The following is a 26,254-nucleotide window of genomic DNA, read 5'->3' as shown; positions in this document are numbered from 1 at the left end:
TGGTCAACCCGTGTCGTACGTATCGGGCACAGTAGCAGGGACGATTGTGGAAGACACGACACCGTATGCGAACACAACCCTTTTCGACGCCCGGAAGTAGCTAGTAACATGGACGAAGCCGCCGTTCGCGACCGCCTCCGGACGGTCGAAGATCCGGAACTCGGCGACGATATCGTTTCGCTCGGACTCGTCAACGACATCACCGTTGACGGCGACCAAGTCGAGATCGATCTCGCCTTGGGTGCCCCCTACTCGCCGAGCGAGAGCAACATCGCTGCCGAGGTCCGCGAGGTACTCACCGATGAGGGCCTCGAGGCGGATCTGACCGCGAGCGTGCCCGATCGCGACGATCTCACCAGCGAGGAACAGGTCCTCCCGAACGTCAAGAATGTTATCGCCGTCGCCTCCGGGAAGGGTGGCGTCGGCAAGTCGACCGTCGCGGTCAACCTCGCCGCTGGCCTCTCGCAACTCGGGGCCCGGGTCGGCCTGTTCGACGCCGACGTCTACGGACCGAACGTCCCGCGGATGGTCGACGCCGACGAGCCGCCGATGGCCACCGAGGACGAGACGCTCGTTCCGCCCGAGAAGTACGGCGTGAAGCTCATGAGCATGGCCTTCCTCACCGGCGAGGACGACCCCGTCATCTGGCGCGGTCCGATGGTCCACAAGGTCATCACCCAGTTGACTGAGGACGTCGAGTGGGGGCATCTGGACTACCTCGTCGTTGACCTCCCGCCGGGCACCGGCGACACCCAGCTGACGATGCTCCAGACCATGCCCGTCACCGGCGCGGTCATCGTCACGACACCCCAGGACGTCGCGCTGGACGACGCTCGCAAGGGCCTCGAGATGTTCGCCAAACACGACACCGTCGTGCTGGGCATCGCCGAGAACATGTCAACCTTTGCCTGCCCCGACTGCGGCGGTGAACACGACATCTTCGGCTCCGGTGGCGGCGAAGACTTTGCCGAGGAACACGAACTCCCGTTCCTCGGCTCGATCCCGCTCGATCCGGCCGTCCGCGAGGGCGGCGACGGCGGCAAGCCGACGGTCCTCAAAGATAATGATGGCACCAGCGACGCCCTGCGAACGATCACCGAGAACGTCGCCAACAATACCGGGATCGTCCACCGGCAGGGAATCTCCCAGAGCCGACGCAGCGAGGCCGCTTCTCCCGATCGATGAGTACCGGCGGTAACGGCGGAAACGGGGAGGAGAACGGGACCGAAGCGGACGATGGCACTGAACCTGCTACCGGATTCGATCCGGACCCCGAACGCGTCGAACGCCTCCGCGAGATCGCTGACGACGTCCGCGGAGACACCAGCGAGAGCAAACAGCTCGCGAACATCCTGTATCGGACCAGCGACCTCTACGACGAGGACGAAGACACCTCGCCCGAGGAAATCGTCCGCAACGTGAAGTTCATTCTCGAGGTCACCGAGCGCGGCGGCCTCGATCGCTGAACCGGCATCGGTATCCCCGGTTCCGGCACTCGTCGGTCCAATCGAACGTCCCCGTCTGTGTTCACGGTCCTCGAGTTGCCTCTCTGATCTGCGACACCGCCGAACCGTAGAGTGGTATCAGAGACCATCTAAAACCATTTAGGGTCAGGATATATCCCACTAGTCACTGTTCGTCTGATTGGCGGCGACGGGACTCAACGACGCTCGTCACTGCTCTCAGAAACCATGACTGACGCGACGACCCCCATCGAAGCGACGTTCGAGTTGCAACGCCAGTCGATCACGCAGAGCCGAAAACTGTTCGAGCAAGGCCTCGAGCTCCAGGAGAACGCCACCGAGACGTTCCTTCGGAACGGATTCGCGGCCCAGCGAAGCGCTCAGCGGCAGGGAACCGAACTCGTCCGCGAGTTCCTCGACGCACAATTCGATGCGTTCGAGTCGGCACTCGACGAGGACGAGTATGATATTCGGTCGACGGTCGACGAACAGTTCGAGGACGGGGCGGCACAAACCCAACACATGCTAAACGAACAGTTCGAACAGTCGACGGATCTGTTTCAGCAGCTCCTTCATGCTCAGTTCGATGCTCTCGAGTCGGCGCTTGACGGGAACGGATTCGACGTCCGGTCGACCGTCGACGAGCAATTTGGGGAGTTCGAACAAACCCAGAGCGAAGCCTGGAACGAGTTCGAAGCGGAGTTTATCGATGCGGTCGACGAGCTAACCGATCAGCAACGACAGCTGCTCGTGGACTCGACCGAATCGATGCTCGAAGCACAGCGAGAGACCGAACAGCAGACCGTCGAAGGCGTCCGCCGCGCCGAAGACGCGGCTGAAACCGTCCAACAGCAAACTGAAGACATGGCAAAAACGGCCCAGAAACGGACCGAATCCGCTGTCCGGACGTCCCAGAGACAGACTGAAGCGGTCGCCGAAACGACCCAGCGAGGCGCACAAGACCTGGTTGGTGAGGCCGCCGAAGCGACCGAAGATATCGCCGACGAAACGACGAGTGCGATCGAAACGGCGACCGAACAGGAAGTCGACGCGGTACAGCAGAACCTCCAGACCCTCGAGGGCGTCGGCCAGACGTATGCCGATCGACTCGCCGATGCGGGCATCGAGACCGTTGCCGATCTCGCCGATGCACACGCGGATATCGTCGCCGAGGTGGCGGAAATCTCGGACGACCGAGCGAGCGACTGGATCGAGGCTGCCCAGTCCAAGAAGTGAACACACCGCCGGTAGATCGGCCCTGAAACGGCGATACTGCGCTTTTTGCCGGACGTTCCTTGCCAGCATTACCGCCGTCTCGAGGCGGACAGGTGTCGACCGACGTTCGAGCGGAGCCGGCTCGGGCGCGTCGCTTTTGCGTCTGCCCCTCGAGATGCGAGTGTGGACGCGAATCAACGGTCTCGAGCGAACCCCTACGGTATGGACGAGGAGTGTCGGAACTGTCCGGCGCTCTGTGAGACACGCACGCAGGTCGTCCACGGCTACGGCGATGTCGGTGCGGACTTCCTGTTCGTCGGCGAGCGACCGACGGCGCGGGCGGACGAGACCGGCGTCCCCTTTGCCGGCGCGGGCGGCAGCGACGGCGACGGCGGGCTGCGACGGATGCTCGAGCGCCTCGGCCTCTGTGACGTGACCTCGCCGGCCGGGGAGCCCGCCCTCGAGAACGTCTACCTGACGAATCTCACGCGCTGTCGCGACCCCGACCGGCGGCCGTCCGACGAGGAGATTGGCAACTGCGAGCCCTATCTCAGCGCCGAGATCCGGATGATCAACCCCGAAATTCTCGTCCCCATCGGCGAGCGCGCGCTGACCGAACTCGGCGTCGAGTACACGACGACGCCGGTCGATGACCTCGTGCTCCCCGACGACCATGCGACGCGGATTCGGGGCCGCGGGTTCGAACTCGTTCCCATGATCGACCCGCGGGAGCAGACGGACGACCAGACGCAGGCGTGGCTCGAGGCGTTTGCGGAACTGATGGCGTCGGACTATCGGCAGACGAAGGGACGGCAGGAGCGGTAAGGACTCGGCGCTGACCGCAAGCGGTTACCAGTACGGGTTCTCGCGCCAGCGTTTCGAGCCGACGCCCGAGGCGATTAACGCCCCGACGGCGAGGACCGCGACGGCGAGCACGCCGATCGTCGGGGCGAAGAAGTCTCCCGGGGAGTTGACCAGATACCCAGTGCTGAATCCGTACACGCCGAGGACCGCCAGCGCGGCGATCACGAGCATCGCAAGCAGTCCGGCGATTGACCGTTGGTCCATACTGAACCGGAGACGTTACACCGTTATAATTCATCTTCATTCTGCATCGACGTTCGGCCGCTCGACCCCCGGAAGCGCCGCGTTCAAGGACCGCGCGCTCGGAGCATAGGTATGATCGTCGTCGTTCCGGTCGATCCGCCGCGAGACGGGCTCGTCCTCTCGTCGCTCGCCGACGGATCACCGCTGACCGAAGCCGAGGCCGTGTCGCTCTACGAGGCCGCCGTCGCCGACGTCTGCTGGGCCGTCGCCTCGAGTGGTGGCGACCTCCTGCTCAACTACCGCGACGCGGAGACGCTCCCCGACGCGTACGCGGACGGCGACCCCGAAGCCGAGGTTCGGGCGCTCGCCCTCGACGCACTCGGCGACGAGACGGACGTTCGCTTCGAACGGCAGGTCGGCTCGAGCCGCGCCGCTCGCGTGGGCAACACCGTCACGCACCTGCTCGAGCGAGAGGATGCCCAGAGCGTGGGGGTGCTCGAGCCGACGGTTCCGCTGGTCGATCGAACGCAAATCGACGGGGCGGCGATGTCGCTCCGGCGTCACGAGGTCGTGCTGGGTCCGTCTACTGAGGGGAGCACCTATTTCGCGGGCTTTGCGGAGCCGATCGATTTCACGGACGCGTACGCGATGCCAGAACTCTCGACGCTCGCCAGCCGAGCGGCGGATGCCGGCCTCAGCGTCGGCTTCGCGCCCATGCTTCCCACCGTGGCGACGCCGGCCGGGCTACGAGCGACTGTCGCCGGGCTCGAGGCCCGGCAGGCGGCCGAACGGCCGGGAGCCGAGGCGACGGCTGTACTCGTAGATGAGTTGGGGATTACTGTCGGAACCGATGGTGCACTCGAGCGCGAATAGACCGACAACCCTTTTTGAACGTGCGGAGAACGTACAGGTGAGGTGGGGTGGCAGAGCGGCCCAACGCGCCTGCCTTGAGAGCAGGTGGCTGTCAAGCCTCATGGGTTCAAATCCCATCCCCACCGCTTCTGTGACGAACGGACGTGAGGAGCGAAGCGGAAACGGTGGGATTTGAACTACGGAACGAGGGAGCACCGCGACCAACGTTCAGGTGGTTCAGATCCCATCCCCACCGTTGCTATTGCGAACAGTTCCATGAGCGACAGCGAGGCCATCCGTACTACTTCTCACGGTTTTTGATAACATTCGAATAGCAACGGGAAGAACAGATCAGACAAGATCTGATACCGTGATCGAAATCGCTAGCCTGCTATCGTGGCAACAAGGAATCGCCACGCCCTCCCCAACCGATTTCTGCTCACGGCGGCTCTGCCGCCGTTCGCATGGTTCGCGGAACCTCCGGTTCCGCGCTAACGTTCGCTCGCTATGCTCGCTCACTCATCCACCGGAAGACGCGGTGCGTCTTCCGAGCCATTCGCTCGTGCTACTCGCGAAGACCTCACACACTGTTGTCGGCCGGCTTCGCTTTCGCTCAGCCGGCCAACAGCGCGCGCCATCGCGGTGGTCGATCAGTCCGGACGGCTTGGGAAGCTGAGACGAGACACTGAGCACTAAATAGTGAAAAGAGAGCGTTAAAGCGGAAGAACCGCTCCGAGTTGCTCGATCGGGTAGGGGAAGAGCGTCGAGAAGATTAGGGTCGTTAGCAGCCCCGAGATGGAGATGATCGTCGTCAAGACAGTCCACGTCTGGAGTGTCTCGGCCTGCGTTAGGCCGCCGATCTCCTTTACCAGCCAGAAGCCGGAGTCGTTGTACCACGAGAAGATGTTGGCACCCGCACCGATCACCATCACGAGGTAGGCGGGGTGGACGCCGAGTTGGCTAGTGAGCGGGGCCATGATACCGGCGGCCGTCAGCATCGCGGCCGTCGCCGATCCCTGCGCGATGCGAACGATCGCGGCGATGAGCCAGGCGGTGACCAGCAGGCCGATACCGACGCCCTCGAGGGCTCCTGCGAGATAGTCACCGATCCCCGAGGCCGCAAGGAGAGCACCGAAGGCACCACCGGCGGCGGTGATGGCAGCGATGTTCCCACCGCTTTTCAGCGCCTCCGTAAGCTCGTCGGCCCACTCGCTACGGGAGAGGTCGTTGTGTCGCCTGAAGGAGTACGCCGCGGCGAGGGCGGCGACCGTAAGTGCGACGTTCTTGTCCCCGAGGAAGGCGGTGATCGGTCGAATCGCTTCGAGCGACGGCAAGACGTCCCCGAATCCCTCGACGATGGTCAGCGACGCGATGAGGACGACAGCCAGAATAATCGGTGCCGAGGCCTCGAGCATGCCCGGCAGGGTGCTCGTCGGTTTGTCGGCGACATCCTCGAGTTCTTCGGTCGTCGTCGACATGGTGTCACGAAGCGGGATATCGAGCCTGGCGTTGATCCATCGGCCATAGACGAGGCCAGCGAGGATCGCCGCTGGGATCGCAGTAGCGATTCCGATGGCGATCGTCATTCCCAGATCCGTGTCGATCTCCGCTGCGACGGCAAGCGGTCCCGGCGTTGGGGGGACGAAGACGTGCGTGGTCGCTGCACCGGCCCCGACGACGACGAGGAACAGGGTATAATCTCGACCCACACGGGCTCGCATCGAACGCGCGAGGGGTGCCATGAGGTAGAAGACGCTGTCGAAGAAGACGGGGACGGCGAGGAAGGTACTGCTCCCCAGCAGAGAGATGTCCGAGTTGGACTCTCCGAGAACGTTCTGGAAGCCCCGAACGATCCGCTGGGCCGCCCCGCTTTCGAGCATCGATTTGCCGATGACTGCGGCCATCAGGATCGGAATACCGATCCCGGCCATGTTGTCACCGAACGCGGCCGCGACTCGAGACCCGGCGTCCGCTGCTCCGAAGTCGGGGACGAAGACCGTGTTGACGACGCCGACGGTGAACGCAGCCATGATCAGCCCGACAAACGCCGGAAGATCGAGCCACACCAGCAACGCGATGACTGCAATAAGGCCAATGATAAACGTGATTAATGGACTATGCGAGAACTCCACCGCCTGTAGCGGCACATACGCCATGTGAGTCGTACTCAACCATCTCCCATTATTAGTATTTACGATCATAGTAAATTATTGTTGGTCGTTTGTCAATGGTGGATGACAATCAGTAGTCAGAATGAGTATGAGGCGAGAACGCGCTCTTGTCGGAGTATGACGCCCAAGACGCCCGTCTCGAACCGTCGTGCCGGACTCGAGTTCCACCGATCATCCAGGTCGATACGAACTTTCGACCGGCGAAGATATAGCCCCTGATATATCAATATATTTTATATAAGAACATCCAGCACTATCTGTGAACGTTGGACGGCCTGGCCTTCCGCTCGATGAGTGAAAAAGTCGAACGCCGTCCGGCGATTCACCAGGGCCGAAACCGAAATCAGTCAGTCAACCGAACCGGTACGGCCTCGAGCCTTCAGCGATATGATAGCTCGAGGTCGCGTGCTCGAGAGAGCAGGGCCGCGTCGTAGTAGTCCTCGGTCTGTGCGGGTCGGATGTCGTCGATCGCGCGGACCTGTTGGACCGTGTTTCGGAAGTTCTTGAAGGTGGCCTCGTCGACCATCTGGCCGTCGATAGTGACTGCGCCGGTGCCCTTGCGTTTGGCCTCGTTGAAGCGCTCGATCTTGTGGACGTCGCGCTCGAGTTCCTCGGGAGTGGGCATGTGGACGGTGTTGGCCTGGACGGTCTGTTTGGGGTACAGCGACCAGGAGCCGTCGAGTCCCAGTTGAGCTTCGTGTTCGACCTGATCAGCGTACTCGTCGGCGTTGTAGTAGGTCAGACCGGCGCGTTCCTTGAACAGGTCGTCGAAGGGACCGCCGATCGAGAGCAGGCCGCCCGCGCTGGCTTCGTTTGAGAGGGCCTCGAGCAGGCCGTCCCAGCGGGGCATGCCGTCGCCGAGGTCGCGGCCGCCGAGTTCGGCAGCGTAGTCGACGGGCCCGAAGACGAGCGCGGTGAGTCGGGAGTCCTCACCGAACTTGGAGATTTCGCGGAGATCCGAGCGAGCGCGACCGGTCTCGATGATGATCGAGAGGCCGATCGAGCCGTCGTCGTAGCCGTGTTCGGCTTCTGCTTCGGCGACGACCTCGGCGGCGCGCTGGACGTCCGCGAGGCGACCGACCTTGGGGACGACGACGCCATCGATCTCGTCGCCGAGTTCGCCGACGAGGCGGTCGATCTGATTGCGGCCCTTCTCGCAATATTCCTCGTCCTCATAGCTCCACTCGACGCGGGGCCAGATTTCGCCGGGGAAATCGTACTGGGGAACCTTCTCGATAGTGTTCTCGAGGCCCTCGGCTTTCATGTCCGGTGCCGTCCCGTCTTCCATGTCGGGGACGAGCCAGTCGGGGGCCTGGAACCCCTCCGCCTCGAGCGCGGAGGTGAGATACTTCGCCGAGTCGTCTTTCGGGACGGCGGCCGGTGCAGTCTGGAACGTACGGCAGAGTCGAATGTCGTCAGTCATGTGTTCGTATCTGGGTTCGTGATTGTCTGCGGTCGTTTGTAATGTTCGATCGTGTTATTTAGAACGCTTTCGAATCTCCGCGGTTCGCGTCCCCGAATAGACGGGTTCGTCGTCCTGATTGAACGCGATGTGCTCGAAGGTGACTGTCCCCGCCTCGTCGCTCGAGGCGTCGTTCTCGGACGATGTCCGAGAGTCAGTCGAGGGTTCCTCGACGCTGTCTTCGGCCTCGAGCACGCGCGTGAAGGCGTAGACGGTGTCGCCAACCGCGACGAACGTGTGGAAGGATTCGTCGTCGAAGCCGACCTCGCGCCAGGTCTCCTCGTCGGAGCGGGCGTGACCCAGCGCCGTCGAGCGAGTCACATCGCCGTAAGTGACGATGTCTCCCGACGGCGAGTCGGCCATCACGTCGACGTTGTGGTGCTGTTTGGCCGTGTTGAGCGTCGCCAACGGTAGCGAAGCGACGGTCACGTCGTCTTGCGTGCGACCGCGCTCGTGCCGGTAGGCGACGGCGGCGTTCTCATCCGCGGCCTGCTCGAGCGCATCGACGAAGTCCTCGTAGTAGCCGCCGTCAGGAGCGATGAACTCGTCAGGGAGGTCGGGACCGTCGTCACCGTCCTCTTCGGCGGCTGCAGTGCCACCCCCACCACCATCCGTCGCCACGGGTTCACGCCGCGGAATCATGTTTGTCCGCTCGTAGGAACACAGCACATCGCCGGTTTCGGCGTCCGTGCCGCGGGTTCGCCAGGAGACGATACCGTACTCGGGTCGGGAACTCGAGGTAGCCGTGTTGACGACCTCGCTCTCGACATGGAGTTCGGTGCCCGCGTAGACGGGCGATTCGGGGAACCGGACATCGGTCCGCCCGAGGAAGTAGCCGCCCTTCTCGCTCAGATCCTCGACGGTGATCCCGAGGGTGGCTGCGGTCAGATAGTCCGGGTGGATCGGCGGTTCGTCGAACCCACGTTCCGCGGCGGCGTCGCTTCGCCAGTAGGCCGGGTCGTGGTTCAAGGTCTGGCTCATCCAGGACTCGTTCCCCCACTCCGTGAGGGTGAGTCCGGGATCGTGTTCGATGAGGTCACCCTCCTCGAAATCCTCGAAGCAGTTACCCTTTTCCTTGGTTTCGACTTGCTCAAGCGCCCGTGCGAACGTGTCCGGATCGGTCCAATCAGTCATCTCCAGTCACCTCGTCAGTCTCGGTCTGCTTGCGGTCCCGCTCCCGTCGGGCGATCGTCCGCCGCATCTCGTTTTCGACGATCATGTATCCCTCGTCGAAGCCCATCCCGGGCTTTGCAAGCACCTGTGCGGCGTCAGTCGCGAGCGCGACGTGAGCGCAGGCCCGCGCGGAGGTTTCGGTCTCGTTGCAGGTGCCGCCGAGGTAGGCGCGGGTTCCGGTCCCCTCGCAGTAGCGGACCGCCTGTCCGCTGCGGTGGACGCCGCCGAGGTCGGGCGTCTTGACCTGCACGAGGTCCGCCGCTTCGGCGTCGACGAACGCCCGCACGTCCGCGAAGGTGTTACACCACTCGTCGGCCACGATGTCGACGTCGACGCCCGCCGCGGCGAGCCCCTCGCGGAGTTCGACCATCGCATCGATCTGATCCGCACGGTCTCCGACGTCCATCGGCCCCTCGATCTGGACCGAGTAGGGGGCTGCGGCTTCCTCGAGCGCGGCGAAGTAGTCGACTACTTCGTCGCGGTCGTAGGGTGCGCCGAAGATTTCCCCAATCATTCCGTAGACATCGATGTGGAACCAGGGCTCGTAGCCGTCAGGGCCCAGTTCTTGGGATCGTTCGGTGAGCCACTCGACGTACTCGAGCAGCGTCTCGCCATTTGCGCCGATCTTCTCGACGCTGTTGATGAGCGCGTGAGGCAGGACGGGGACGCCCTTGACGAACATCTTTTCCGTATTATTGTAGCGGTCGTCGCCGGACTGCCCGAAGACGGGCACCGGCTCCGTCGCGGGCTCGGTGCCGAGCGCGTCGGCCATCACGTCCGTGCGCGTCGTGTTCTCGGCTTCTGCGGCGGCGGCCAGTAGCGCCTGCGAAACGCCGTACCGGATCGCTGTGTGGAGCCGGTCGCCGTCCACCTCCATCTCCTCGAGCAGTTCCGCGTTGGTGAGGAAGTCGGTGGCATCCCGTCCCTCGAGTTCGTCGGCGACGGGGCCCTCGATGACGGGGGCGTACGCCTCGGCCTGAAACAGCGGGTCGCGCCCGCCGGCACCGGAGTACTGGACCGCGGCGCAATCGCCGCGCACCACGGTACTGTCGGCGAGTTCGACGTCGACGATGATCGTCTCGCCGGCCTGGCGAATCTCGTCGAAACCGTCGGTGACGGGCTCGCCCTCGTAGGTGAAGCCATCGTGCTCTGCTCCCTGCTTGATCGCGCGCTGGTCGTCGAAGAAGAACCCGGAGTAGCCGGGCGTGGCGTGTATTCCTGTAATTTCCATTTAGACGTCACCCTGTGGTCGGCCGATGAGTTTGCCGTCGCTGATCGCGTCGACGTCGTCCGCGACCATCCGGAACGACTGGTCGCGGCCCTCAGTCGTGGCACGTTGCGAGAGTCGAGCCTTGTGAATTTCCTTGATGTCGTCGTCCATCTCGAGGTTGGCCCACTCGAAGATGCGGACGCGACCGTCGTCGTCCCGTGCGGGCAAGACAGCACCTGCCGCGCTGTCGCTGGGTGCGAACGGAACGTCGAGTGCGCCCGAATCGAAGGCCTTGAGCGTCCCCTGAACGACGTCGCCGTCGCCGTGCTCGAAGATGGTGTCCATCAGACACCGGGTCTCGCGCTCGATGAGGTCCTGTTCCTCCTCGATGCCATCGATGTCGATCTGCTGTTCGATGGCCATGTCGATGACCTGCCGCGTCGTGCGCAGACCAGCCGAGTTGGCCTCCATGGTCGGCACCCCCTGGAACTCCTGGGGCGACTTGGTGATGACCTTGTCCGGCTGGGCGATGGCGGCGGTCATGCCACCGAGGCTGATGACGCCGTTGGCCCGCGCCTCGTCCGGCGGGAAGCCGCCCATCCACTCGTGGAAGACGGTGGTGACGACGACCTCGTCGGGCAGATACTCGTTGCCCAACTTCTTGAGCGCGTTCAGCGCGGCGACGTCCTGCACGATGTTGCCGACCTGGCCGTAGCCGAGCGTGATCGAGCGAACGCCCTGGGTCGCGGCGAGTTTCCCCTCGACGATCATGATCGCGATCGCGATCGACGGCGGGACGAGCGTCCCGGTCAGCGGGCCGAACGGCTCGCGGTTGATTCGCACACCGCGTTCGGTGTAGGCCCCCGCGAGGCGGTCGACGAACTGCCACTTTTCGATGGTCTCCTCGAGTCCGTGACGTTTCGTGTACGGGATGTTGTAGGAGATCGGCCCGCCCTCGAAGCTCTGGAAGCCGCCGGCGAAGGTGATCGCCGCGAGCAGCCGAGCGTCCGGCGTGCCGTGACGGACCTCGATCGGCGCGTCGACCGTGTCGATCAGTTCCCGGCAGCCGTCGACCCCGTGGTTGACGGCCGGGAAGCCGTTCAAGGTATCGTCGCCCGTCTCGAGGGCTTTGTCCAGCCCCTGCTGGGCCTTCTCGTACTCGTTATCGCGCGTGTACGAGTCGATAGTGGTCGGAATGAGATCCGCCTTCCCCTCCTCAAGAAGGTACTGTGAGAGTTCGATCTGATCGTCGAGCCGCGGCACGCCGGCTCGGGGCTGGAGGAGAGGCTTGTCGGCCGACTCGAGGACGTCCGCGAATCGCTTGTGGTCCGGCAGCGACTCGTGGTACTCGATGGCGTCCTCGAAGTCGACGTCCGCGCCTGTCGGCCAATTCGACCGAATTTCCTCGTCGATACGCCGTAGCTCGTCGGATGGAATGCGTTCGTCTCGTATCATCTGGGCATCTACGAACTGATAGTCGCCCGTTCCGACTCCGTCGGTGAGATCCGGAGATCCTCACGGAGCGCGGCGATCGCGTCCTCGGGATCGGTTTCGGAATCGAAGACGCGGTCGAACCCGAGCTCCCGGAACGTCTGCCGGGTCTGCTCGAAGTCGTCCTGGCCGACGGCGAGGTTGCCGCCGATATAGCTGACCGCGTCGACGCCCGCGTCCTCGAGGACGCTGTGGAATCCCTGGCAGTCCTGCTCGGCATGGCCGTAGAGCGACGAGACCAGTACAGCGCTCGCATCGTGGGCTACCGCGGCCTCGGCGAACTCCTCCTGGGAGGTCTGAACGCCGAGGTTCACGACATCAAAGCCGGCTGCGCTGAAGGCTTGCTCTAAGATTGTGATGCCAACGACGTGGGCATCCGAGCCGATCACGCCGAGGACGACCGTTTGGGACATCGTATCCAGAACCATGATGGACTGGGGTATAAACCTAATGATCTTCCATGATAATACTCCTTAAACACCCTAACAGCGTCCATATGGTGGATGTTCACACGGAGTGTGGTATTTAGAGACAAACTACATAATCAATAGTAAAGGTTTTGGGAATGGTTTAGGAAGGAAGTCGTACACACATGGGTGCACTCTCGAACCTTCGCGTGCTGGATCTGACCCAGGTGCTGGCTGGGCCGTATTGCACGATGTTGCTCGCGGACATGGGCGCAGACGTGGTCAAAATCGAGCGGCCGGGCGGCGACATGATCCGGTCGAACCCGCCGTTCGTCGACGACCCCGAGGCGGAAGCCTACGGCGGCTACTTCCAGAGCGTCAACCGCGGTAAGCGCAGCATCGAGCTAAACCTCGGCGACGACGAGGACCGCGCGGACTTCCTCTCACTGGTCGAGGAGGCCGACATCGTCGTCGAGAACTACCGCTCGGGGACGATGGAGAAGTACGATCTAGGCTACGAGACGCTTACAGAGTACAATCCGGAGATCATCTACTCCTCGATTCGGGGCTTCGGCGATCCGCGAACGGGTGAAACAGATCGGCAGGGCCAGCCCTCCTTCGACCTCATCGCGCAGGCACTCGGCGGCGTCATGGAGACCACCGGCCAGCCCGACGGCCCGCCGACCAAGACCGGCCCCGGCGTCGGCGACCTCTTCACCGCGACGCTGAACTGCATCGGGATTCTGGCAGCGGTCAACCACCGCGAACAGACCGGTGAGGGCCAGTACGTCGACACCGCCATGTACGACTCGATGCTCAGCTTCACCGAACGAGCCGTCTACCAGCAGTCCTACACCGGCGAGGCTCCCACCCGCCGGGGCAACTCCCACCCGACGCTGTTTCCCTACAACGCCTTCGAGACCGCCGACGGCTACGCCGTCATCGCCGCGTTCAACAACAACCACTGGGCCGAACTCTGTGCCGTGATGGACCGCGAGGACCTCGCCGAGTCGTACCCCACAACTGCAGAGCGCCTCGAGAACCGCGCGGCGCTTCGCGAGGAACTGGCCGACTGGGCGATCGAGTTGACGAACGACGAACTCGTCGGAAGCCTCGAGGGCCGGGTCCCAGCCGCGCCCGTCCAGACCACCGAAGAGATCTTCGAAGACGACCACGTCCGCGCCCGGGACATGCTCGTGCCGGTCGAACAGCCCGGTGCCGACAGAGACGTCGAGATCGCGGGCAACCCGATCAAGATGAGCGAGACCGAACCGAAGCCCCGCGGTCGCGCGCCGCTGCTGGATGAACACCGCGAGGAGATTCTGGACGAGGAAGCAGAGACGACGGCCGACGACTGAGAGCTACATTTTCGCATTCACTACCGTTCGCGTTCGACGACGGTACACTCCGTCGAACAGACTGATCCAGAACTTCAAGTGAGTCTATAGAATTTCGCGTAACATGGCGGCTAACTGCTTTTCTAACTCTGCTGCTTGGAGGATCGTGACTGGATTGTCGGATTGCGCCTCGAACGAAGCGGTCTCGTCGTTGAGATCCTGAACGACTAGAAGTCCGTTCCAGCCAGACCCGAAGTAATTCTCATCATCACGACCGAAGACGTAATCCTCATTGACCCGGAGAAACGCGAGATATTCCAGCGTTTCCTTGATTCCGCGGCGGATCGTGTCCGTGTTGGTACTGTTTTTCACTTCTACAATCAGATACTCGTGCTGATCCTCGGATTCAGAGATAATCTCGAGGACGATTACGTCGGGGCGACCTGTGTGATTTCGAAATTCTCGGTCGAAGTAATCGCTCGCGATATCTTGTGCCGTGAGCTGAACTTCGTCGGTCCGTGAGAGTTGCTCCTGCTCTTCATCGGGAACTGCAACGAACGATAGATTCCGATCAGACGCGGAGTTATCGTGATAGAGTGCAATTTCCTTGTCACCATCGAATCGAGCCACCTCTTGTCGACCCGTTGCGATCGTTTTGAATTCCGGTTGACTCTCTTGTAGCCGTTCGAGCGTCGCGACGAACCGAAAGAGAACGAAGAGTTCGAAGAGCGAGTCTTGATCATCAGGTGCGATTGCCGTTTCCTCGAGCAACGCCCTGATTTCGTCCGCGTCTCCCTCGAACAACCGCTCTCGAGATTTGAGAAGGGACGCAGCCTCGCGGTATACCTCCTGTCGCGAGTTAGCGGCAGTCGTGAGCATCCGCTCGGTCGGCTCGTACGTGTCTGGGTCGCGAATGCGACGAACGTGGACGTTTCGCTCGACGATTCGTTGCAACTCGTCGATGAGGTTCTCGTTACCTTTCCAAGTCTCCTGAACCCACTCGTACTCGCCCCGGAGATACTCCTCGGCCTCTCGGATCGTCGTGTGAATGATCGAGATCAACCGTTTAAGGACGATATTCTCGGGAATATCGTAGTCTATCGACCGGTTGTCACAGACGAAGACCGACCTATCTCGGGGATGTTCGGAATAGCGTTTTTTGATGGTCGCTCCCCAGTTGATTCGTCCGTCAACGGCACCACGCCGTGTCCGTGACACCGTTTGCGTTTCCGTACGGATGTTCCGCAGATGTTTCGAAAGCTCTCTGACGAACGATACGACATCCGATTTGAGAACGAAGTGAAGATCAAGGAGCAGTTCGTACTCCTCGAACCGTTCGTCAAGTTGGTCCGGTTTGATCGATTGCGCCAGTTCGCGCTCCGGGAATGACCCTCGCATCACGTAAGCGAGGATATCCTCGGTAAGCTGATCGAGGAGTTCGTCCTTATTCATTCTCTACAACGCTCACCTGAAGCATCTCTCGTGCCGCACGTTCGAGCAGCGCTTCGTCGATTTCTCCGACAGCGGCTATCTCTTGAACGATCTTTCGACGCTTCGGAACGCCCTCGAGTTGTGGGAACACGTAGCTGATGACTGCTTGCGTGAGATGATACTCGAGTTCGTCTTCGGGATGCTGATTGATGTATCGGAGGATATCCTCGATGATCGCAGGACCGATCGCCCGTTCCTCCACTGCGTTGTTCGTCTCCCGCCAGACGCGACCGATAGCCATCGCTTCGGGGCGATTGAGATTGAGGCCCCACGCATCCGCGTAATCGTAGACCATCTCCTCTAACTGTTCTTCGTCTGCTCGGTCCTCGGGAAGTTCAGGGGCAGGAACGCGGATAAATGCGAACCGACGCATAAACGCGTAACTCATCTCGTAGAGCGATGTCTTGTCGTAGGTGTTCATCGTCGCGAAGATCCGCCACGAATTCGGAACGAGATACTGGTGGTCTGCCAGGGAACCGGAACTGTCGTTGATCGTCGTCACCTCGATCTCACGGCCGTTTTTCGTATACGGAAGCTGAACCGACTGCCCCGAGAGGACTGTGAAAAGCTGGCCGAACGCTTTGTCAATGTCGGCACGATTCAGTTCATCGATGATGAGTAACTCGTTCGACTGAGCATCCGTCTGGTTGTTTTTGAGGCGATTGAGGACGATCCCCGGTGTGAACGCAAGGTCGTCACCGCTGGTTTCGGATTCGTTTGGCATGTATCCGCCGACCGTATCGAACGTCGACCAGTCAGCAGTCGCCGTCGTCATTTCGAAATCAGAGTAGAGATATGGATGACTTTTCGCAAGTGAGGTGCAGACTCGACGGGCGATCTCCGTCTTCCCGGTTCCTGGCGGTCCAGTCAGGAGGACATGTTTGCCGGATTGCAGGGCTGTCGTGATCTGCTCGAGAATCCGCTCTCCCTGATCGCCTGGAAAGTAGAGACCGTCGAGTGGGTCGGTCTGAATCGATCCTTGATACGATTTGTGAACGTTGACCGTCGGAACTGCTTTCAATTCGTCCGCAATCGCATCGATGAGCGCCACTGGCCGTTCGTAATCGATTGCACCGTCGTCAGTTCGAAAGATCGCGTGCAGTGACTGGACCGGGAATTCGGTATCAGCCACATCGTTACAGATACTGTTGGCTCGTGTAATCGGGAGGAGATCCGTGGTCAGTGCAGCGGACTCTCGGTCGATTTCCGATGGCGTTTTTTCGGTGATCGATCGAGGCGTATCGATATCGTCGATCGAACCGGTGAGGAAGAGCTGATCGAACGTCGCGATCAGCGGATACGACTCTCCACGTTCGTGTTCGTCCCGCCACCACGGTTCGTCTTTCTCGAACGTACTTCCGAGAATTCCGACTCCGAGTATGCCGTTCGGCTGTTGACTGAGAGCCTCGTCCGATGGCTCCGCACGAGAATGGAGAACAACGACGTCGCCTTCCGAGAGGGTTTCCCACTGGTCACGATGTTCTTCTCCGAACGACACCGAGCTATATTCGATACTCGTTAGCCAATAGTCACACGGAGCCGTGAACTTGTACACAGTCGGCGATTCCGTCCGAATGTGAGAGACTACTGAATGTCCCCCATCTGCCAACGGGAGTACTGAGGTTGTTTTCTCATCGGCCGCGGTGTAGGTGTCGCGGAGAATACTGTTCAGCCGCGGTTGGCTCAACGGAGCCCCTTCGTCGATCTCCTCCTGAAAATGCGTACCCAGCAGAGAAAGAGCATCTTCGCTGGTGAAAACGAGAGGTGAGAACCCACGCCGAGTTCGTCGGCAATGGTCTCGAGTTCGGGCTCAATCGACTCGTAGATTCCTCGCAGTTGATCGAACGTAGCGGCAGTACTCGAGGAAACGGTACCAGACGGTTTGAATCCAGTGAGAGCGGTCGACCACTCTGCGACGAGTACCTCACCGAGACGGGTTTTGAGCCACGACGTTTCTGTTGCGGAGTCTTCGAGTCGAGTTCGGACATCGGCTATCGCTGCCTCGAGAGTCTCATATTCGTCGGCCGATTCGATCGGATAGATCTTGTTACCCTGAATTTCTTCGATGAACCCGTCGACCGAAGTATACTCTGTGAAGAATGTCGACCCGGCGCGATCAAAGTTGATGCCGCTGAACGTGTCGTTCGGCCACCCTCGGAAGCCAAGTGTCTCCCAAAAGTCCTCCTGATCGAGGGTCGTCTCGTACACAGGGTCGAGAAACAGTACGTGAGGATACGAGACATCCGTCACCTCTCCCCATCCAATTGTATCCGTAAACGCCGCTGCAGTCTCCTCGTCTAGAATCGTCGCAAAATCCACACGGGCAAGAAGCATATAGTCGCCTCCATGGCGGCCATCCCGATCGGCAAATAAGAGATAATCACCGGTATCGGCTGGTTTGTCTTCTCGATTACCCCATACTCGGAGCATCTTCTGCTCAAGCGGGATTTCACAGAGATCTTCGAGTTGTTCCCGGCGAACTCCCTCAACAACAGTTCGCTCGAAATTAGTCCGAATTGGCTCGTCGTCTTCCGTCTTTATCGGAACCTGATAGACAGTCGGTGGATCATCGTTTGCCCCATCATCCGTTGATTGTCCCATTCCCATTATTTTCTAAATCGAGACAGTATCTACCTATAAACCCTGTCACGACATCACAGTATTAAGCGTTTAAATTAAACCACTTAGAGTCAAAATAGCCTTCAAAAGAGCTGTACTCGAGGCCCCAATTCCGAACCGACCGTCCGACGAACGATGTCGGCAGGGTGGTGATTTCGATCGGCACCGCCGAACGGCCGGTTGATCGTCGGGGCTCGAGTCCGAGCCCCGGGCTACTCCTCGCGCTGGACCAGATTTGGCGGGACCGTACAGCCACAGGGACTGGCCGATGCCGTCATGGGACCGGTGACGGTGACGAACGCGACCCGCTCGCCACAGCGCGGACAGTCGGGCGGTGACGACGAGTCAGTGTCGTCACTCGCTGTCTGATCGTTACGCATCACGGCCACCGCTCGTACTCTGTTGCAACGTCGAGACTGGTCGTGTCGGGCGATTCAATGATCGTGCGGGACGTTTATATCCCGGTAGAATGTACGCAATCATGGCTTCGGTCCGCATCGGATGGAAGCCAAGTCTCGGGTGCTGGTTCCACCCGGGACGTTTCAATAACGCCCCATTTCTGGAGATCGGCTTCCAGTCTATTCGTTTAGCTGTTATGACTTATATCTACTGCAAAGTTGGTGAAAGAGACCGGCACGAACGCGATCGATCCCGCCTCGGTACGTAATCACCGCCGCTCGAGCGGGGGCCATCCTCGCGATGGGACTGATACCCAGTTCGCAGCGTTCCTCGTCGCTCGGTTCGCGGCGCTATCTCGAACGGCTTCCGGTCGGATTTGGGACACCGATTCCGGGGACGGCGCTCCGATCGATCGCAATTCTCCACCATAAATATCCACAACCGATAATCAGGAATTTCGACAGACAGGGCTTAACGGCCGCCGAAAGCGGTTCGTGAGTGGCCCCAATCTATATCCCCATCGTCCCGAGAAACAGTTCATGAACATTCGAGACGAATCCCCGCGTCGGGGCGTCTCAATGGACCCGATTCGCGTCCTCCACGTGGACACCGACCCGACGTGGACGGCCGCAACCGCCGAGTGCCTCGAGCGAGCTGAGGTCCCCATCGAAACGCTCAGTGTGACCAGCGCGAGCGACGGACTCGATCGCCTCGAGCACACCGAGATCGACTGTCTCGTCTCGGAGTACGAACTCCCCGAGATGGACGGACTGGCGTTTTTCGATGCCGTCCGAGCGACCCACGAGGAGGTGCCGTTCGTCCTGTACACCGATTCGGGCTCGGAAGCCCTCGCGAGCGAGGCGATCGGAGCCGGGGTGACGGACTACGTCCCGAAAGACGACGGGAGTAGCGGGTCCGCGAGACTGAGAGACGGGATCATCGGGGCCATCGAGACGGCCCGCGATCACTCGCAATGCGAGCGCCAGCTCCGCGCCGTCGAAACCGCACGGGAAGGCATCAGCCTACTCGACGATGCGGGCCAATTCGTCTACGTGAATCAGTCCTACGCCGACCTCTACGGCTACGAGCCGGCGGAACTGATCGGCGAACACTGGGGTCTACTCTACCCGGACGAGGATATCGAGACCGTCCGCGACGAAATCATTCCGACGGTGATGGCTGAGGGCGACTGGTACGGCGAGACGACCGGCCTGCGGGCGGACGGCAGTACATTCGTCGAGGCCCACTCGCTGTCGACGACCGGCAACGGCGACCTCATCTGTACGGTTCGAGAGATGACGGACCGCAAGGAACGCGAACGCGACCTCGAGCGCTACGAGACGATCATCGACGCCCTCGGGGACCCCGTCTACACGGTCGATTCCGCGGGGCGATACGCGTTCGTCAACGACGCCTACGCCGAGATGACCGGCTACGAGAAGAGCGATATCGTCGGCAAGCACGTCTCATTTCTCCTCGATGAGCCGTCCGTAGAAGGCGGAGAAGCGTGCATCACATCTCTGCTCTCGGACGACAGCGAGCGCCAGCGGACGTACGAGATCACCGTCGAAACGAGCGACGGCGAGCGGATCCGCTGTGAGGACCACCTCTCGCTGTTACCCCTCGAGAACGGCCGATACCGGGGCGTCGCCGGCGTCGTTCGCAACATCACCGAGCGCAAAGCGCGCGAACGTGAACTCGAGCGCTACGAGACGATCCTCGAGACGATTCCCGACGAGGTGTACACGTTGGACGCCGACGGCTATCTCACCGAGGTCGTCCCTCCGATCAACGCCGAGGAAACGACGACGGGGTACGAGCCCGAAGAGATGGTCGGCGAACACGTCTCGATCATCATGGACGACGACGATATCGACACCGCCGAATCGGAAATCGAGGCACTGTTGTGCGACGACGACCGCGAGCACGTGTCGTTCGAAATGGAGACGATCACGAAAGACGGCGAACGCCACCCGAACGAGAACCATATCGCGGCCCTGCCGACGGACGAGGACGGTCACTTCAGCGGGACCGTCGGCGTCTTGCGCAATATTTCCGACCGCAAAGCCCGCGAGCGAGAACTGACGGCACAGAACGAACGCCTCAATCGATTCGCCGGGATCGTCTCCCACGACCTCCGAAACCCACTGAACGTCGCACAGGGCCACCTCGAACAGGCCCGCGAGACCGATGACTGTACCGACGAGGATCTCGAGGCCGTCGCGTGGGCCCACGACCGAATGGCGGTCCTGATTGAGAACCTCTTGACGGTTGCACGTGAGCGGGATCCGGACCCCAACACCGAACCCGTCGATCTCGCGACCCTTACCGAGGACTGCTGGCGGCACGTCGAGACGGCCGCCGCTGCACTAGAGATCGAGACGGACGCCGTCGTCCAAGCCGACCGGGCGCGGCTCACGCAACTCCTCGAGAACCTCATCAGTAATTCCGTGGAACACGGTTCCACGAGCCCCGCTTCGGGATCTCAGCGGGACGCCGTCGAGCATGGCTCGACGAGCCCTGACTCGCAGGCTCGTCAGGACGCCGTCGAACATGACGATACCGACCTGACGCTCACCGTCGGCGAACTCGACGACGCGGACGGCAACGGCTTCTTCGTCGCGGACGACGGCTCCGGCATCCCGGCCGACGAGCGCGACGAGGTGTTCGAGAGCGGCTACTCGAGCGACGGGGCCGGGACCGGTCTCGGGCTCGCGATCGTCGAGCGGATCGCCGAGGCCCACGGCTGGACGGTGACCGTCACCGAGGGGGACAACGGCGGGGCACGGTTCGAACTGACCGGCGTTGACCTGGTCGACCGACCGCGGACCGGCGGCGACGAGGAGTAATCCTTTTGCGGGACCCCTACACACGTCCGGGTATGAGCAGCAACTGGCCGGTCGATCCCGACGGCGAGGAGGGCAGCGAGGGGATGCGCAAGTTCGACATGCGGATCATCGCGGACAAAGTCGACGAGGAGGAGGACTACCCGATGGACCGCGACGAGTTCGTCGAGGAGTACGGCGACTACCCGATCCGGATCAACTACGAGACGGTCGTCCCGCTGAGCGAGATCTTCGAGTACGTCGAACCCGAGGAGTTCGAGACGATGCTCGACATGCACAAGGCCGTCGGCGATGCGATGCGCGCTGGTAACTTCTGGAAGTACCACCCGCAGGGCGAGAATCCCGAGAAGAAACACGCCTGATACGGATTACTGTAACGATTTACCGGCGCAACCCCAGAGCGGACGGGGTTGCGCCGGCAATGACTTACAGGAGACCGTATGAGGGACGCGTCCGAGCCGCATCACGAATCTGGATTACGTATCACTTATACGACGGCGTTCGAAATGATCGCCTACAGTGACTAACACGCAGGTAACGCTCGTTCAGATCGACAACTACGGGCCGTGGACCGTGACGCCGGAGCCGCGTCGGGAGGCCGACCTTCAGACCATGCAGTCCCGACTGTTCGCCGATATCTCTCAGTTCGTGGGCAATCGCGGCGGCTACGTCTTCTTCACTCGCTTCGACAACATGATCGCCGTCACGAACGGCTGCTCGCTCGAAGACCACGCACTGCTACAGGAATCGGTCGGCAACCGCTATCCCGTCAGCCTGAGCCTCGGCGTCGCGACCGGCACGAGTCCGGTTCAAGCGCTGTCCGACGCGACCGAACGCCTACAGGATGCCGGCAGCGCACAGGACGAAAACCGACGCGAGTGTCTCAAGGGCCGAGTCATTGAGGACGACTACCGGGCCGACGAGGACATCCAGATCGCACACTTCGACGTGATCAACGCGACCGGCAACTACACGGACGAACTCAACGCCTTCGACACCTTCATCGAGATCGAGCAGGGGTATGCCGAACTCATGCGACACATGCGCTACGCCCACGACAGTCTCTCCTTTTTCGTCGGCGGCGACAACGTCATCGTCGTCTGTCCCGACCTCGCGAAAGGCGACTACGAGGAGGCCGTCGCCCACGTCGAGGAGGCCGTCGACGTCGGGATGCAGGTCGGCGTCGGCCGCGGGAAGAGCGCCCACGAGGCCGGCTTCGAGGCGAAACACGCACTCGAGACCTGCCGGGCGGACGGGTCCCGGGTCGAACTCGAGTGGGAGACGGCCTGAAACCCGAAGGGAGAGAACTTCGCCGCCGGTTTGCTTAAGTGTGACGGGGGTACCTTTTAGCCCGTTCGTGGGTACCATTCACACATGGAATCGGAACTGTCCGTCAGAGATGTCTTGACGTCTGATTACGTCGGCGTCAGCGAGTCTGACACCGTCCGCGAGGTCGTTCGACTCATGCGTGAGGAACGGACGAGTTGCGCACTAGTCGTTCGCGGCGCGAAGCCGGTCGGTATCATGACCGAGTGGGACGTGCTTGGGCTCGTCGCCGACGATCTCGATCCGGCCGAGACCACCATCGGCGACGTGATGACGACGCCGGTCATCACGGTCGGTCCCAATCGGTCGCTCACCGACGTCGCGACTACGATGGCCCGCCAGAACATCCGCAACGTCGTCGTCGAAGATGATGACGGCGTCGCCGGCCTGATTACCCAGCGAGACGTCATCGCTGCCGCGGGCTCGTTCCAGGCAACGATGACCCCGGCCCGCTCGAGCGAGCCGCCGGTCGACCGCGATCGAGCGGTCGTCGAACCCGGACCCGCACGCGCGACTGAGGAGAGCGACGCGCCGCTGCGTCCCAACGGCGGCGACGAATACACGACCCAGGGCGTCTGTGAGGCCTGTGGCTCGCTCGCTGACTCGCTCTGGGACGCCAACGGCCAACTGGTCTGTGCGGACTGCCGGACGGTGTGATCGGTAGCCGGCCCCTCCACCGGTAGGCCCGTATCAGCGGCTCCCGATCCGTATCTCTCCGATAGAAAGACCTTTCGGGTGGCGCGGTGGACAGGTCGATAATGATCGAGACCCTCGACGACCTGGACGTCGAAGGGACTACCGTCGGTGTTCGCGTCGACGTCAATAGTCCGATCGACGATGATGACACGCTCGCAGACGACGCCCGACTGCGCGCACACGTCGACACCCTCTCGGAACTGCTCGAGCACGGCGGTCAGGTCGCCGTCCTCGCTCATCAGGGTCGACCCGGCGGCGACGACTTCGTCTCGCTCGCATCCCACGCCGATCGCCTCGCGAAACTGCTTGGCCAGCCCGTCGACTACGTCGATGCGACCTTCACCGACGCCGCCCGCGAGGCCGTCAGGGGTCTCTCTGACGGCGACTGCGTCGTCCTCGAGAACACCCGCTTCTACAGCGAGGAGTACATGGAGTTCGACCCCGAACGGGCCGCTCGGACCCACCTCGTCGAGGGCCTCGAGCCGGTGCTGGACGCCTACGTCAACGATGCCTTCGCCGCGGCCCACCGCTCACAGCCCTCGCTCGTCGGTCTCCCGACGGTGCTTCCCAGCTACGCCGGCCGCGTGATGGAGTCCGAACTCGAGGTGCTGGGATCGATCGAGGAGACCGGCCACCCCCGCGTCTACGTCCTCGGCGGCGCGAAAGTGCCCGACTCGATCGACGTCGCCTGGTCCGTCCTCGAGAAGGGGCTGGCCGACCACGTCCTCACCGCGGGCGTCGTCGGCAACGTCTTCCTCATCGCGGACGGCGTCGATCTCGGCGATGCCAGCTCCGATTTCATCTACGATCAAGGCTACTGGGACGAGATCGACCGCGCCGCAGACCTGCTCGACGCCCATGGCGACCGGATCGCGCTCCCGCGAGATGTCGCCGTCGCACGGGACGGTCAGCGCCACGAACTCGGCGTCAACGCCTTGCCCCCCGGCGACGGGGAGTCCGCGATGGACATCGGCGAATCGACGCTGAACTACTACCGGCGGATCCTCATGGATGCGGAGACGGTCATCCTCAACGGGCCGGCCGGCGTCTTCGAGGACGACCGATTCCAAACGGGCACCCGACAGCTCTACGGCGCTGCCACCGACATTCCAACGAGTATCGTCGGCGGCGGTGACACGGCCTCCGCACTGCGCAAACTCGGTATCGACGAGTTCTCCCACATCAGTACCGGCGGCGGGGCCGCGTTGCGAATGCTCACCGCCGAATCGCTTCCTGCCGTGACCGCACTCAAGAATGCCCCACAACGACCCGCAGCCGACGATTGAATCCGCGTCTCGAGCCGATCTCGACACCCTCGCCGAGCTCTGGGTCCGGCTCGCCACTGACCAGCGCCGACACGATTCGGCGGTCCGCCCCGAGGCGAACCGCGAGGCCATGCGAGAGACGCTCGGGGCCTACCTGGTCAACGACGGCCTGCTCGTCGCACGCCTTGACGGCGCGATCATCGGCTTCGCCTCGGTCTCGATCGAACGCGGCACCCTCGAACTCGACACCACCCGCGGCCTGCTCTCGAATATCTACGTCGAGCCCGCCTATCGGAACCGCGGGATCGGCACGGCGTTGCTCGAGGCAGCCGAGGACTCACTCGTTCAGCGGGGCGCTGACACGATGTTGCTCGAGGTGATGGCCGATAACGAATCCGCCCAACAGTTTTACCGTCGCAAGGGGTACGATGAGTTTCGGGTGACGATGGGTCGGTCACTCGAAGACCGGGACGAAAACGATACACATTCAAAGGAGGACGGCTAACCCACAGACTGCGCCAGGGGAGCATGGGCGGTTCATGCACTCGACTTGTAATCGAGACTTCCGGGGTTCAAATCCCCGCCCTGGCTTGGCTACTGCGAACAAATTCGTGAGCAGCAGCCATTCGAGATCGCAGCCAGCGAGACGTGGCCGGGGCTCCAGTCTCAGGGTACCCCCAGGCGATCACCGATGGACTGCGGACGACGCTGTCGCGGACGGCAGACTCCGATTACCGTTTGCGGTCCATGCGTTTCGACCAGCCGCAGTTGAGACACGGGCTGAGCCGTAACGGCTCGCCACACTGTTGACAGTGGCCTTTTGGATACGTCCTCCCGCCCCCAGATCGATCTGTCATTCGAATATCCCCATAGGCAGATATCGTATTAATAGTATATAAATTAACGGTTGTACCAACCATTAGCGGTGACTGAACAGACGGATACTCTGACAGCTCATATCTGACGGCTCGATGAACTCGAGTGCGGGACGCGTATAGCGCGCTCGAGGTCGGAGTCGATAGGGTGCGGCAGCGAGGTGGGTATGGTCCGTCGCACGCGACCGTATCGGTCAGTAAGGGCCTGATAGCTGATTCGAGTTGTCGGCTCGAGAAGCGCCGGCCAGAGGCCGGTGTTGAAGTCCCAACCCTGTGATGGGGATGGCAGGGGTGGGTGGAATCCGAGATCGGAAGACAATATGGCTATTGACTTGGCGCTGGACCGATCTCGGAGGGCGAGGACCGTCCGTCTCGGATGGACAGATTCTGTCAGGGGGGCAACGACTGAATCAGTTCCTCGCCATCAGTTATGTAGTACCTGGTTGTCATAAACTTGTTGGCTAGTTGTTACGCTGGGTGAGTGGTCGGAATCGCTGCTGTCGGTCGTCGCTGATCCCGATCTGGTGTCGATCGGCAGTAATCGGGTCCGTTGCTGTTTGTAACCGTTCATCCGCATTCGAGGCAGTCCGACCGAGACACTGGCGGTCTCGAGTGGTCGTTCTCGGCGGATATAGTAGCCACTGAAACGATTTACACGCTGATCGCACAGCTGTCATGCGATCAGGTGTGTAGTGACTTTCAGTAGCTACTATAGTTCACGGGTCGGCCGCCACGTCCTCACCAGAACCCGAGTAGATTCCCCGTGACAACGACGACGAACAGCAGCAATGCGATCAACACCAGAGCCACCGGCTCGGGTGAGTCGAACGAGTGTAAAAAGCGTGTGAGTCGTTTCGATCCCATCGCTTCCCCGCTGATGATCAATCGCTCGCCCTCCTTGCTTGACAT

24 protein-coding genes and 2 tRNA genes are annotated in these 26,254 nt (G+C 61.7%); 14 read left to right on the top strand and 12 right to left on the bottom strand.

The window, feature by feature from the left end; all coding sequences use genetic code 11:
- The first annotated feature begins 108 nt into the window (after positions 1-108).
- The 4 genes from K6I40_RS11850 to K6I40_RS11835 all read left to right on the top strand — a co-directional run bounded on the left by K6I40_RS11850 (position 109) and on the right by K6I40_RS11835 (position 3,503).
- On the top strand, positions 109-1,185 hold the full coding sequence (locus tag K6I40_RS11850; protein ID WP_222919189.1) for an Mrp/NBP35 family ATP-binding protein: 1,077 nt from the start codon (positions 109-111) through the stop codon (positions 1,183-1,185).
- Positions 1,182-1,466: a hypothetical protein gene (locus K6I40_RS11845; protein ID WP_222919188.1), complete on the top strand. Its 285-nt coding sequence runs from the start codon at positions 1,182-1,184 to the stop codon at positions 1,464-1,466. Before K6I40_RS11850 ends, K6I40_RS11845 begins: the two co-directional genes overlap by 4 nt.
- Positions 1,467-1,691: 225 nt before the next feature.
- The gene (locus tag K6I40_RS11840) at positions 1,692-2,699 is read left to right on the top strand and encodes a helix-hairpin-helix domain-containing protein (RefSeq protein ID WP_222919187.1); all 1,008 of its coding nucleotides are present in this window, start codon (positions 1,692-1,694) and stop codon (positions 2,697-2,699) included.
- A 201-nt stretch (positions 2,700-2,900) separates the two neighbouring features.
- On the top strand, positions 2,901-3,503 hold the full coding sequence (locus tag K6I40_RS11835) for a uracil-DNA glycosylase (RefSeq protein ID WP_222920352.1): 603 nt from the start codon (positions 2,901-2,903) through the stop codon (positions 3,501-3,503).
- Positions 3,504-3,527: 24 nt separating this feature from the next.
- Here the strand turns inward: K6I40_RS11835 and K6I40_RS11830 are convergent, their stop codons facing one another.
- A complete protein-coding gene (locus K6I40_RS11830; RefSeq protein ID WP_222919186.1) occupies positions 3,528-3,746 on the bottom strand; it encodes a hypothetical protein in 219 nt (72 codons plus the stop codon).
- 111 nt (positions 3,747-3,857) lie between these two features.
- On the opposite strand from K6I40_RS11830, the gene K6I40_RS11825 reads away from it, so the two are divergent.
- Positions 3,858-4,598, top strand: a complete 741-nt coding sequence (locus K6I40_RS11825) for a hypothetical protein (protein ID WP_222919185.1) — start codon at positions 3,858-3,860, stop codon at positions 4,596-4,598.
- Between the two features lie 41 nt (positions 4,599-4,639).
- Positions 4,640-4,723 (top strand) — tRNA-Ser (locus K6I40_RS11820).
- Positions 4,724-5,290: 567 nt separating this feature from the next.
- On the opposite strand, the gene K6I40_RS11815 is transcribed toward K6I40_RS11820, so the two are convergent.
- The 6 genes from K6I40_RS11815 to glmS form a co-directional block, all read right to left on the bottom strand.
- Complete coding sequence (locus tag K6I40_RS11815) at positions 5,291-6,733, bottom strand: SLC13 family permease (RefSeq protein ID WP_222919184.1); 1,443 nt, start codon at positions 6,731-6,733, stop codon at positions 5,291-5,293.
- A 394-nt stretch (positions 6,734-7,127) separates the two neighbouring features.
- Positions 7,128-8,171 carry an L-malyl-CoA/beta-methylmalyl-CoA lyase gene (gene citE / locus K6I40_RS11810; RefSeq protein WP_222919183.1) on the bottom strand — a complete coding sequence of 348 codons (1,044 nt, stop codon included), beginning with the start codon at positions 8,169-8,171 and terminating at the stop codon, positions 7,128-7,130.
- A gap of 54 nt (positions 8,172-8,225) precedes the next feature.
- Positions 8,226-9,344, bottom strand: a complete 1,119-nt coding sequence (gene mch / locus K6I40_RS11805; protein ID WP_222919181.1) for a 2-methylfumaryl-CoA hydratase — start codon at positions 9,342-9,344, stop codon at positions 8,226-8,228.
- Complete coding sequence (locus tag K6I40_RS11800; RefSeq protein ID WP_222919180.1) at positions 9,337-10,614, bottom strand: methylaspartate ammonia-lyase; 1,278 nt, start codon at positions 10,612-10,614, stop codon at positions 9,337-9,339. Before K6I40_RS11800 ends, mch begins: the two co-directional genes overlap by 8 nt.
- Positions 10,615-12,048: a methylaspartate mutase subunit E gene (locus K6I40_RS11795; protein ID WP_222919179.1), complete on the bottom strand. Its 1,434-nt coding sequence runs from the start codon at positions 12,046-12,048 to the stop codon at positions 10,615-10,617.
- Between the two features lie 8 nt (positions 12,049-12,056).
- Positions 12,057-12,512: a methylaspartate mutase subunit S gene (gene glmS, locus K6I40_RS11790; protein WP_222919178.1), complete on the bottom strand. Its 456-nt coding sequence runs from the start codon at positions 12,510-12,512 to the stop codon at positions 12,057-12,059.
- A 164-nt stretch (positions 12,513-12,676) separates the two neighbouring features.
- On the opposite strand from glmS, the gene mct reads away from it, so the two are divergent.
- On the top strand, positions 12,677-13,849 hold the full coding sequence (gene mct, locus K6I40_RS11785; RefSeq protein ID WP_222919177.1) for a succinyl-CoA:mesaconate CoA-transferase: 1,173 nt from the start codon (positions 12,677-12,679) through the stop codon (positions 13,847-13,849).
- Between the two features lie 84 nt (positions 13,850-13,933).
- Here the strand turns inward: mct and K6I40_RS11780 are convergent, their stop codons facing one another.
- From K6I40_RS11780 to K6I40_RS11770, 4 genes are all read right to left on the bottom strand, one after another.
- A complete protein-coding gene (locus K6I40_RS11780; protein WP_222919176.1) occupies positions 13,934-15,280 on the bottom strand; it encodes a hypothetical protein in 1,347 nt (448 codons plus the stop codon).
- Positions 15,273-16,817, bottom strand: coding sequence for an AAA family ATPase (locus K6I40_RS28400; protein ID WP_255681990.1), 1,545 nt, complete (start codon positions 16,815-16,817; stop codon positions 15,273-15,275). The genes K6I40_RS11780 and K6I40_RS28400 overlap by 8 nt, the downstream gene beginning before the upstream one ends.
- Before the next feature lie 185 nt (positions 16,818-17,002).
- Entirely contained in the window at positions 17,003-17,920 is a 918-nt protein-coding gene (locus tag K6I40_RS28395) for a hypothetical protein (RefSeq protein ID WP_255681989.1), read from the bottom strand.
- Positions 17,921-18,150: 230 nt separating this feature from the next.
- Complete coding sequence (locus K6I40_RS11770; RefSeq protein WP_222919175.1) at positions 18,151-18,318, bottom strand: hypothetical protein; 168 nt, start codon at positions 18,316-18,318, stop codon at positions 18,151-18,153.
- A 558-nt stretch (positions 18,319-18,876) separates the two neighbouring features.
- On the opposite strand from K6I40_RS11770, the gene K6I40_RS11765 reads away from it, so the two are divergent.
- The 7 genes from K6I40_RS11765 to K6I40_RS11735 all read left to right on the top strand — a co-directional run bounded on the left by K6I40_RS11765 (position 18,877) and on the right by K6I40_RS11735 (position 25,061).
- A complete protein-coding gene (locus tag K6I40_RS11765; RefSeq protein WP_222919174.1) occupies positions 18,877-21,186 on the top strand; it encodes a PAS domain S-box protein in 2,310 nt (769 codons plus the stop codon).
- 32 nt (positions 21,187-21,218) lie between these two features.
- Entirely contained in the window at positions 21,219-21,545 is a 327-nt protein-coding gene (locus K6I40_RS11760; protein ID WP_222919173.1) for a DUF5785 family protein, read from the top strand.
- A 157-nt stretch (positions 21,546-21,702) separates the two neighbouring features.
- Positions 21,703-22,473: a GTP cyclohydrolase III gene (locus tag K6I40_RS11755; RefSeq protein WP_222919172.1), complete on the top strand. Its 771-nt coding sequence runs from the start codon at positions 21,703-21,705 to the stop codon at positions 22,471-22,473.
- Between the two features lie 84 nt (positions 22,474-22,557).
- Complete coding sequence (locus K6I40_RS11750) at positions 22,558-23,166, top strand: CBS domain-containing protein (protein ID WP_222919171.1); 609 nt, start codon at positions 22,558-22,560, stop codon at positions 23,164-23,166.
- A gap of 101 nt (positions 23,167-23,267) precedes the next feature.
- The gene (gene pgk / locus K6I40_RS11745) at positions 23,268-24,491 is read left to right on the top strand and encodes a phosphoglycerate kinase (protein WP_222919170.1); all 1,224 of its coding nucleotides are present in this window, start codon (positions 23,268-23,270) and stop codon (positions 24,489-24,491) included.
- The gene (locus K6I40_RS11740) at positions 24,460-24,975 is read left to right on the top strand and encodes a GNAT family N-acetyltransferase (protein ID WP_222919169.1); all 516 of its coding nucleotides are present in this window, start codon (positions 24,460-24,462) and stop codon (positions 24,973-24,975) included. The genes pgk and K6I40_RS11740 overlap by 32 nt, the downstream gene beginning before the upstream one ends.
- A 12-nt stretch (positions 24,976-24,987) precedes the next feature.
- Positions 24,988-25,061 (top strand) — tRNA-Thr (locus K6I40_RS11735).
- Positions 25,062-26,083: 1,022 nt separating this feature from the next.
- Here the strand turns inward: K6I40_RS11735 and K6I40_RS11730 are convergent.
- The gene (locus tag K6I40_RS11730) at positions 26,084-26,254 is read right to left on the bottom strand and encodes a hypothetical protein (RefSeq protein WP_222920491.1); all 171 of its coding nucleotides are present in this window, start codon (positions 26,252-26,254) and stop codon (positions 26,084-26,086) included.

Origin of the sequence: Natrinema sp. SYSU A 869 (assembly GCF_019879105.1) — an archaeon.
GTDB lineage: Archaea > Halobacteriota > Halobacteria > Halobacteriales > Natrialbaceae > Natrinema.
Note: the sequence above shows the minus strand (reverse complement) of the source record. Positions and strands in the feature narration are given on the sequence as shown.

What these genes read in the sequence shown, in the direction of transcription:
- K6I40_RS11850 (WP_222919189.1), top strand. Translation starts at nt 109, where the DNA reads ATGGACGAAGCCGCCGTTCGCGACCGCCTCCGGACGGTCGAAGATCCG.
- K6I40_RS11845 (WP_222919188.1), top strand. Translation starts at nt 1,182, where the DNA reads ATGAGTACCGGCGGTAACGGCGGAAACGGGGAGGAGAACGGGACCGAA.
- K6I40_RS11840 (WP_222919187.1), top strand. Translation starts at nt 1,692, where the DNA reads ATGACTGACGCGACGACCCCCATCGAAGCGACGTTCGAGTTGCAACGC.
- K6I40_RS11835 (WP_222920352.1), top strand. Translation starts at nt 2,901, where the DNA reads ATGGACGAGGAGTGTCGGAACTGTCCGGCGCTCTGTGAGACACGCACG.
- K6I40_RS11830 (WP_222919186.1), bottom strand. Translation starts at nt 3,746, where the DNA reads ATGGACCAACGGTCAATCGCCGGACTGCTTGCGATGCTCGTGATCGCC.
- K6I40_RS11825 (WP_222919185.1), top strand. Translation starts at nt 3,858, where the DNA reads ATGATCGTCGTCGTTCCGGTCGATCCGCCGCGAGACGGGCTCGTCCTC.
- K6I40_RS11815 (WP_222919184.1), bottom strand. Translation starts at nt 6,733, where the DNA reads ATGGCGTATGTGCCGCTACAGGCGGTGGAGTTCTCGCATAGTCCATTA.
- citE (WP_222919183.1), bottom strand. Translation starts at nt 8,171, where the DNA reads ATGACTGACGACATTCGACTCTGCCGTACGTTCCAGACTGCACCGGCC.
- mch (WP_222919181.1), bottom strand. Translation starts at nt 9,344, where the DNA reads ATGACTGATTGGACCGATCCGGACACGTTCGCACGGGCGCTTGAGCAA.
- K6I40_RS11800 (WP_222919180.1), bottom strand. Translation starts at nt 10,614, where the DNA reads ATGGAAATTACAGGAATACACGCCACGCCCGGCTACTCCGGGTTCTTC.
- K6I40_RS11795 (WP_222919179.1), bottom strand. Translation starts at nt 12,048, where the DNA reads ATGATACGAGACGAACGCATTCCATCCGACGAGCTACGGCGTATCGAC.
- glmS (WP_222919178.1), bottom strand. Translation starts at nt 12,512, where the DNA reads ATGGTTCTGGATACGATGTCCCAAACGGTCGTCCTCGGCGTGATCGGC.
- mct (WP_222919177.1), top strand. Translation starts at nt 12,677, where the DNA reads ATGGGTGCACTCTCGAACCTTCGCGTGCTGGATCTGACCCAGGTGCTG.
- K6I40_RS11780 (WP_222919176.1), bottom strand. Translation starts at nt 15,280, where the DNA reads ATGAATAAGGACGAACTCCTCGATCAGCTTACCGAGGATATCCTCGCT.
- K6I40_RS28395 (WP_255681989.1), bottom strand. Translation starts at nt 17,920, where the DNA reads ATGGGACAATCAACGGATGATGGGGCAAACGATGATCCACCGACTGTC.
- K6I40_RS11770 (WP_222919175.1), bottom strand. Translation starts at nt 18,318, where the DNA reads ATGCGTAACGATCAGACAGCGAGTGACGACACTGACTCGTCGTCACCG.
- K6I40_RS11765 (WP_222919174.1), top strand. Translation starts at nt 18,877, where the DNA reads ATGAACATTCGAGACGAATCCCCGCGTCGGGGCGTCTCAATGGACCCG.
- K6I40_RS11760 (WP_222919173.1), top strand. Translation starts at nt 21,219, where the DNA reads ATGAGCAGCAACTGGCCGGTCGATCCCGACGGCGAGGAGGGCAGCGAG.
- K6I40_RS11750 (WP_222919171.1), top strand. Translation starts at nt 22,558, where the DNA reads ATGGAATCGGAACTGTCCGTCAGAGATGTCTTGACGTCTGATTACGTC.
- pgk (WP_222919170.1), top strand. Translation starts at nt 23,268, where the DNA reads ATGATCGAGACCCTCGACGACCTGGACGTCGAAGGGACTACCGTCGGT.
- K6I40_RS11740 (WP_222919169.1), top strand. Translation starts at nt 24,460, where the DNA reads ATGCCCCACAACGACCCGCAGCCGACGATTGAATCCGCGTCTCGAGCC.
- K6I40_RS11730 (WP_222920491.1), bottom strand. Translation starts at nt 26,254, where the DNA reads ATGTCAAGCAAGGAGGGCGAGCGATTGATCATCAGCGGGGAAGCGATG.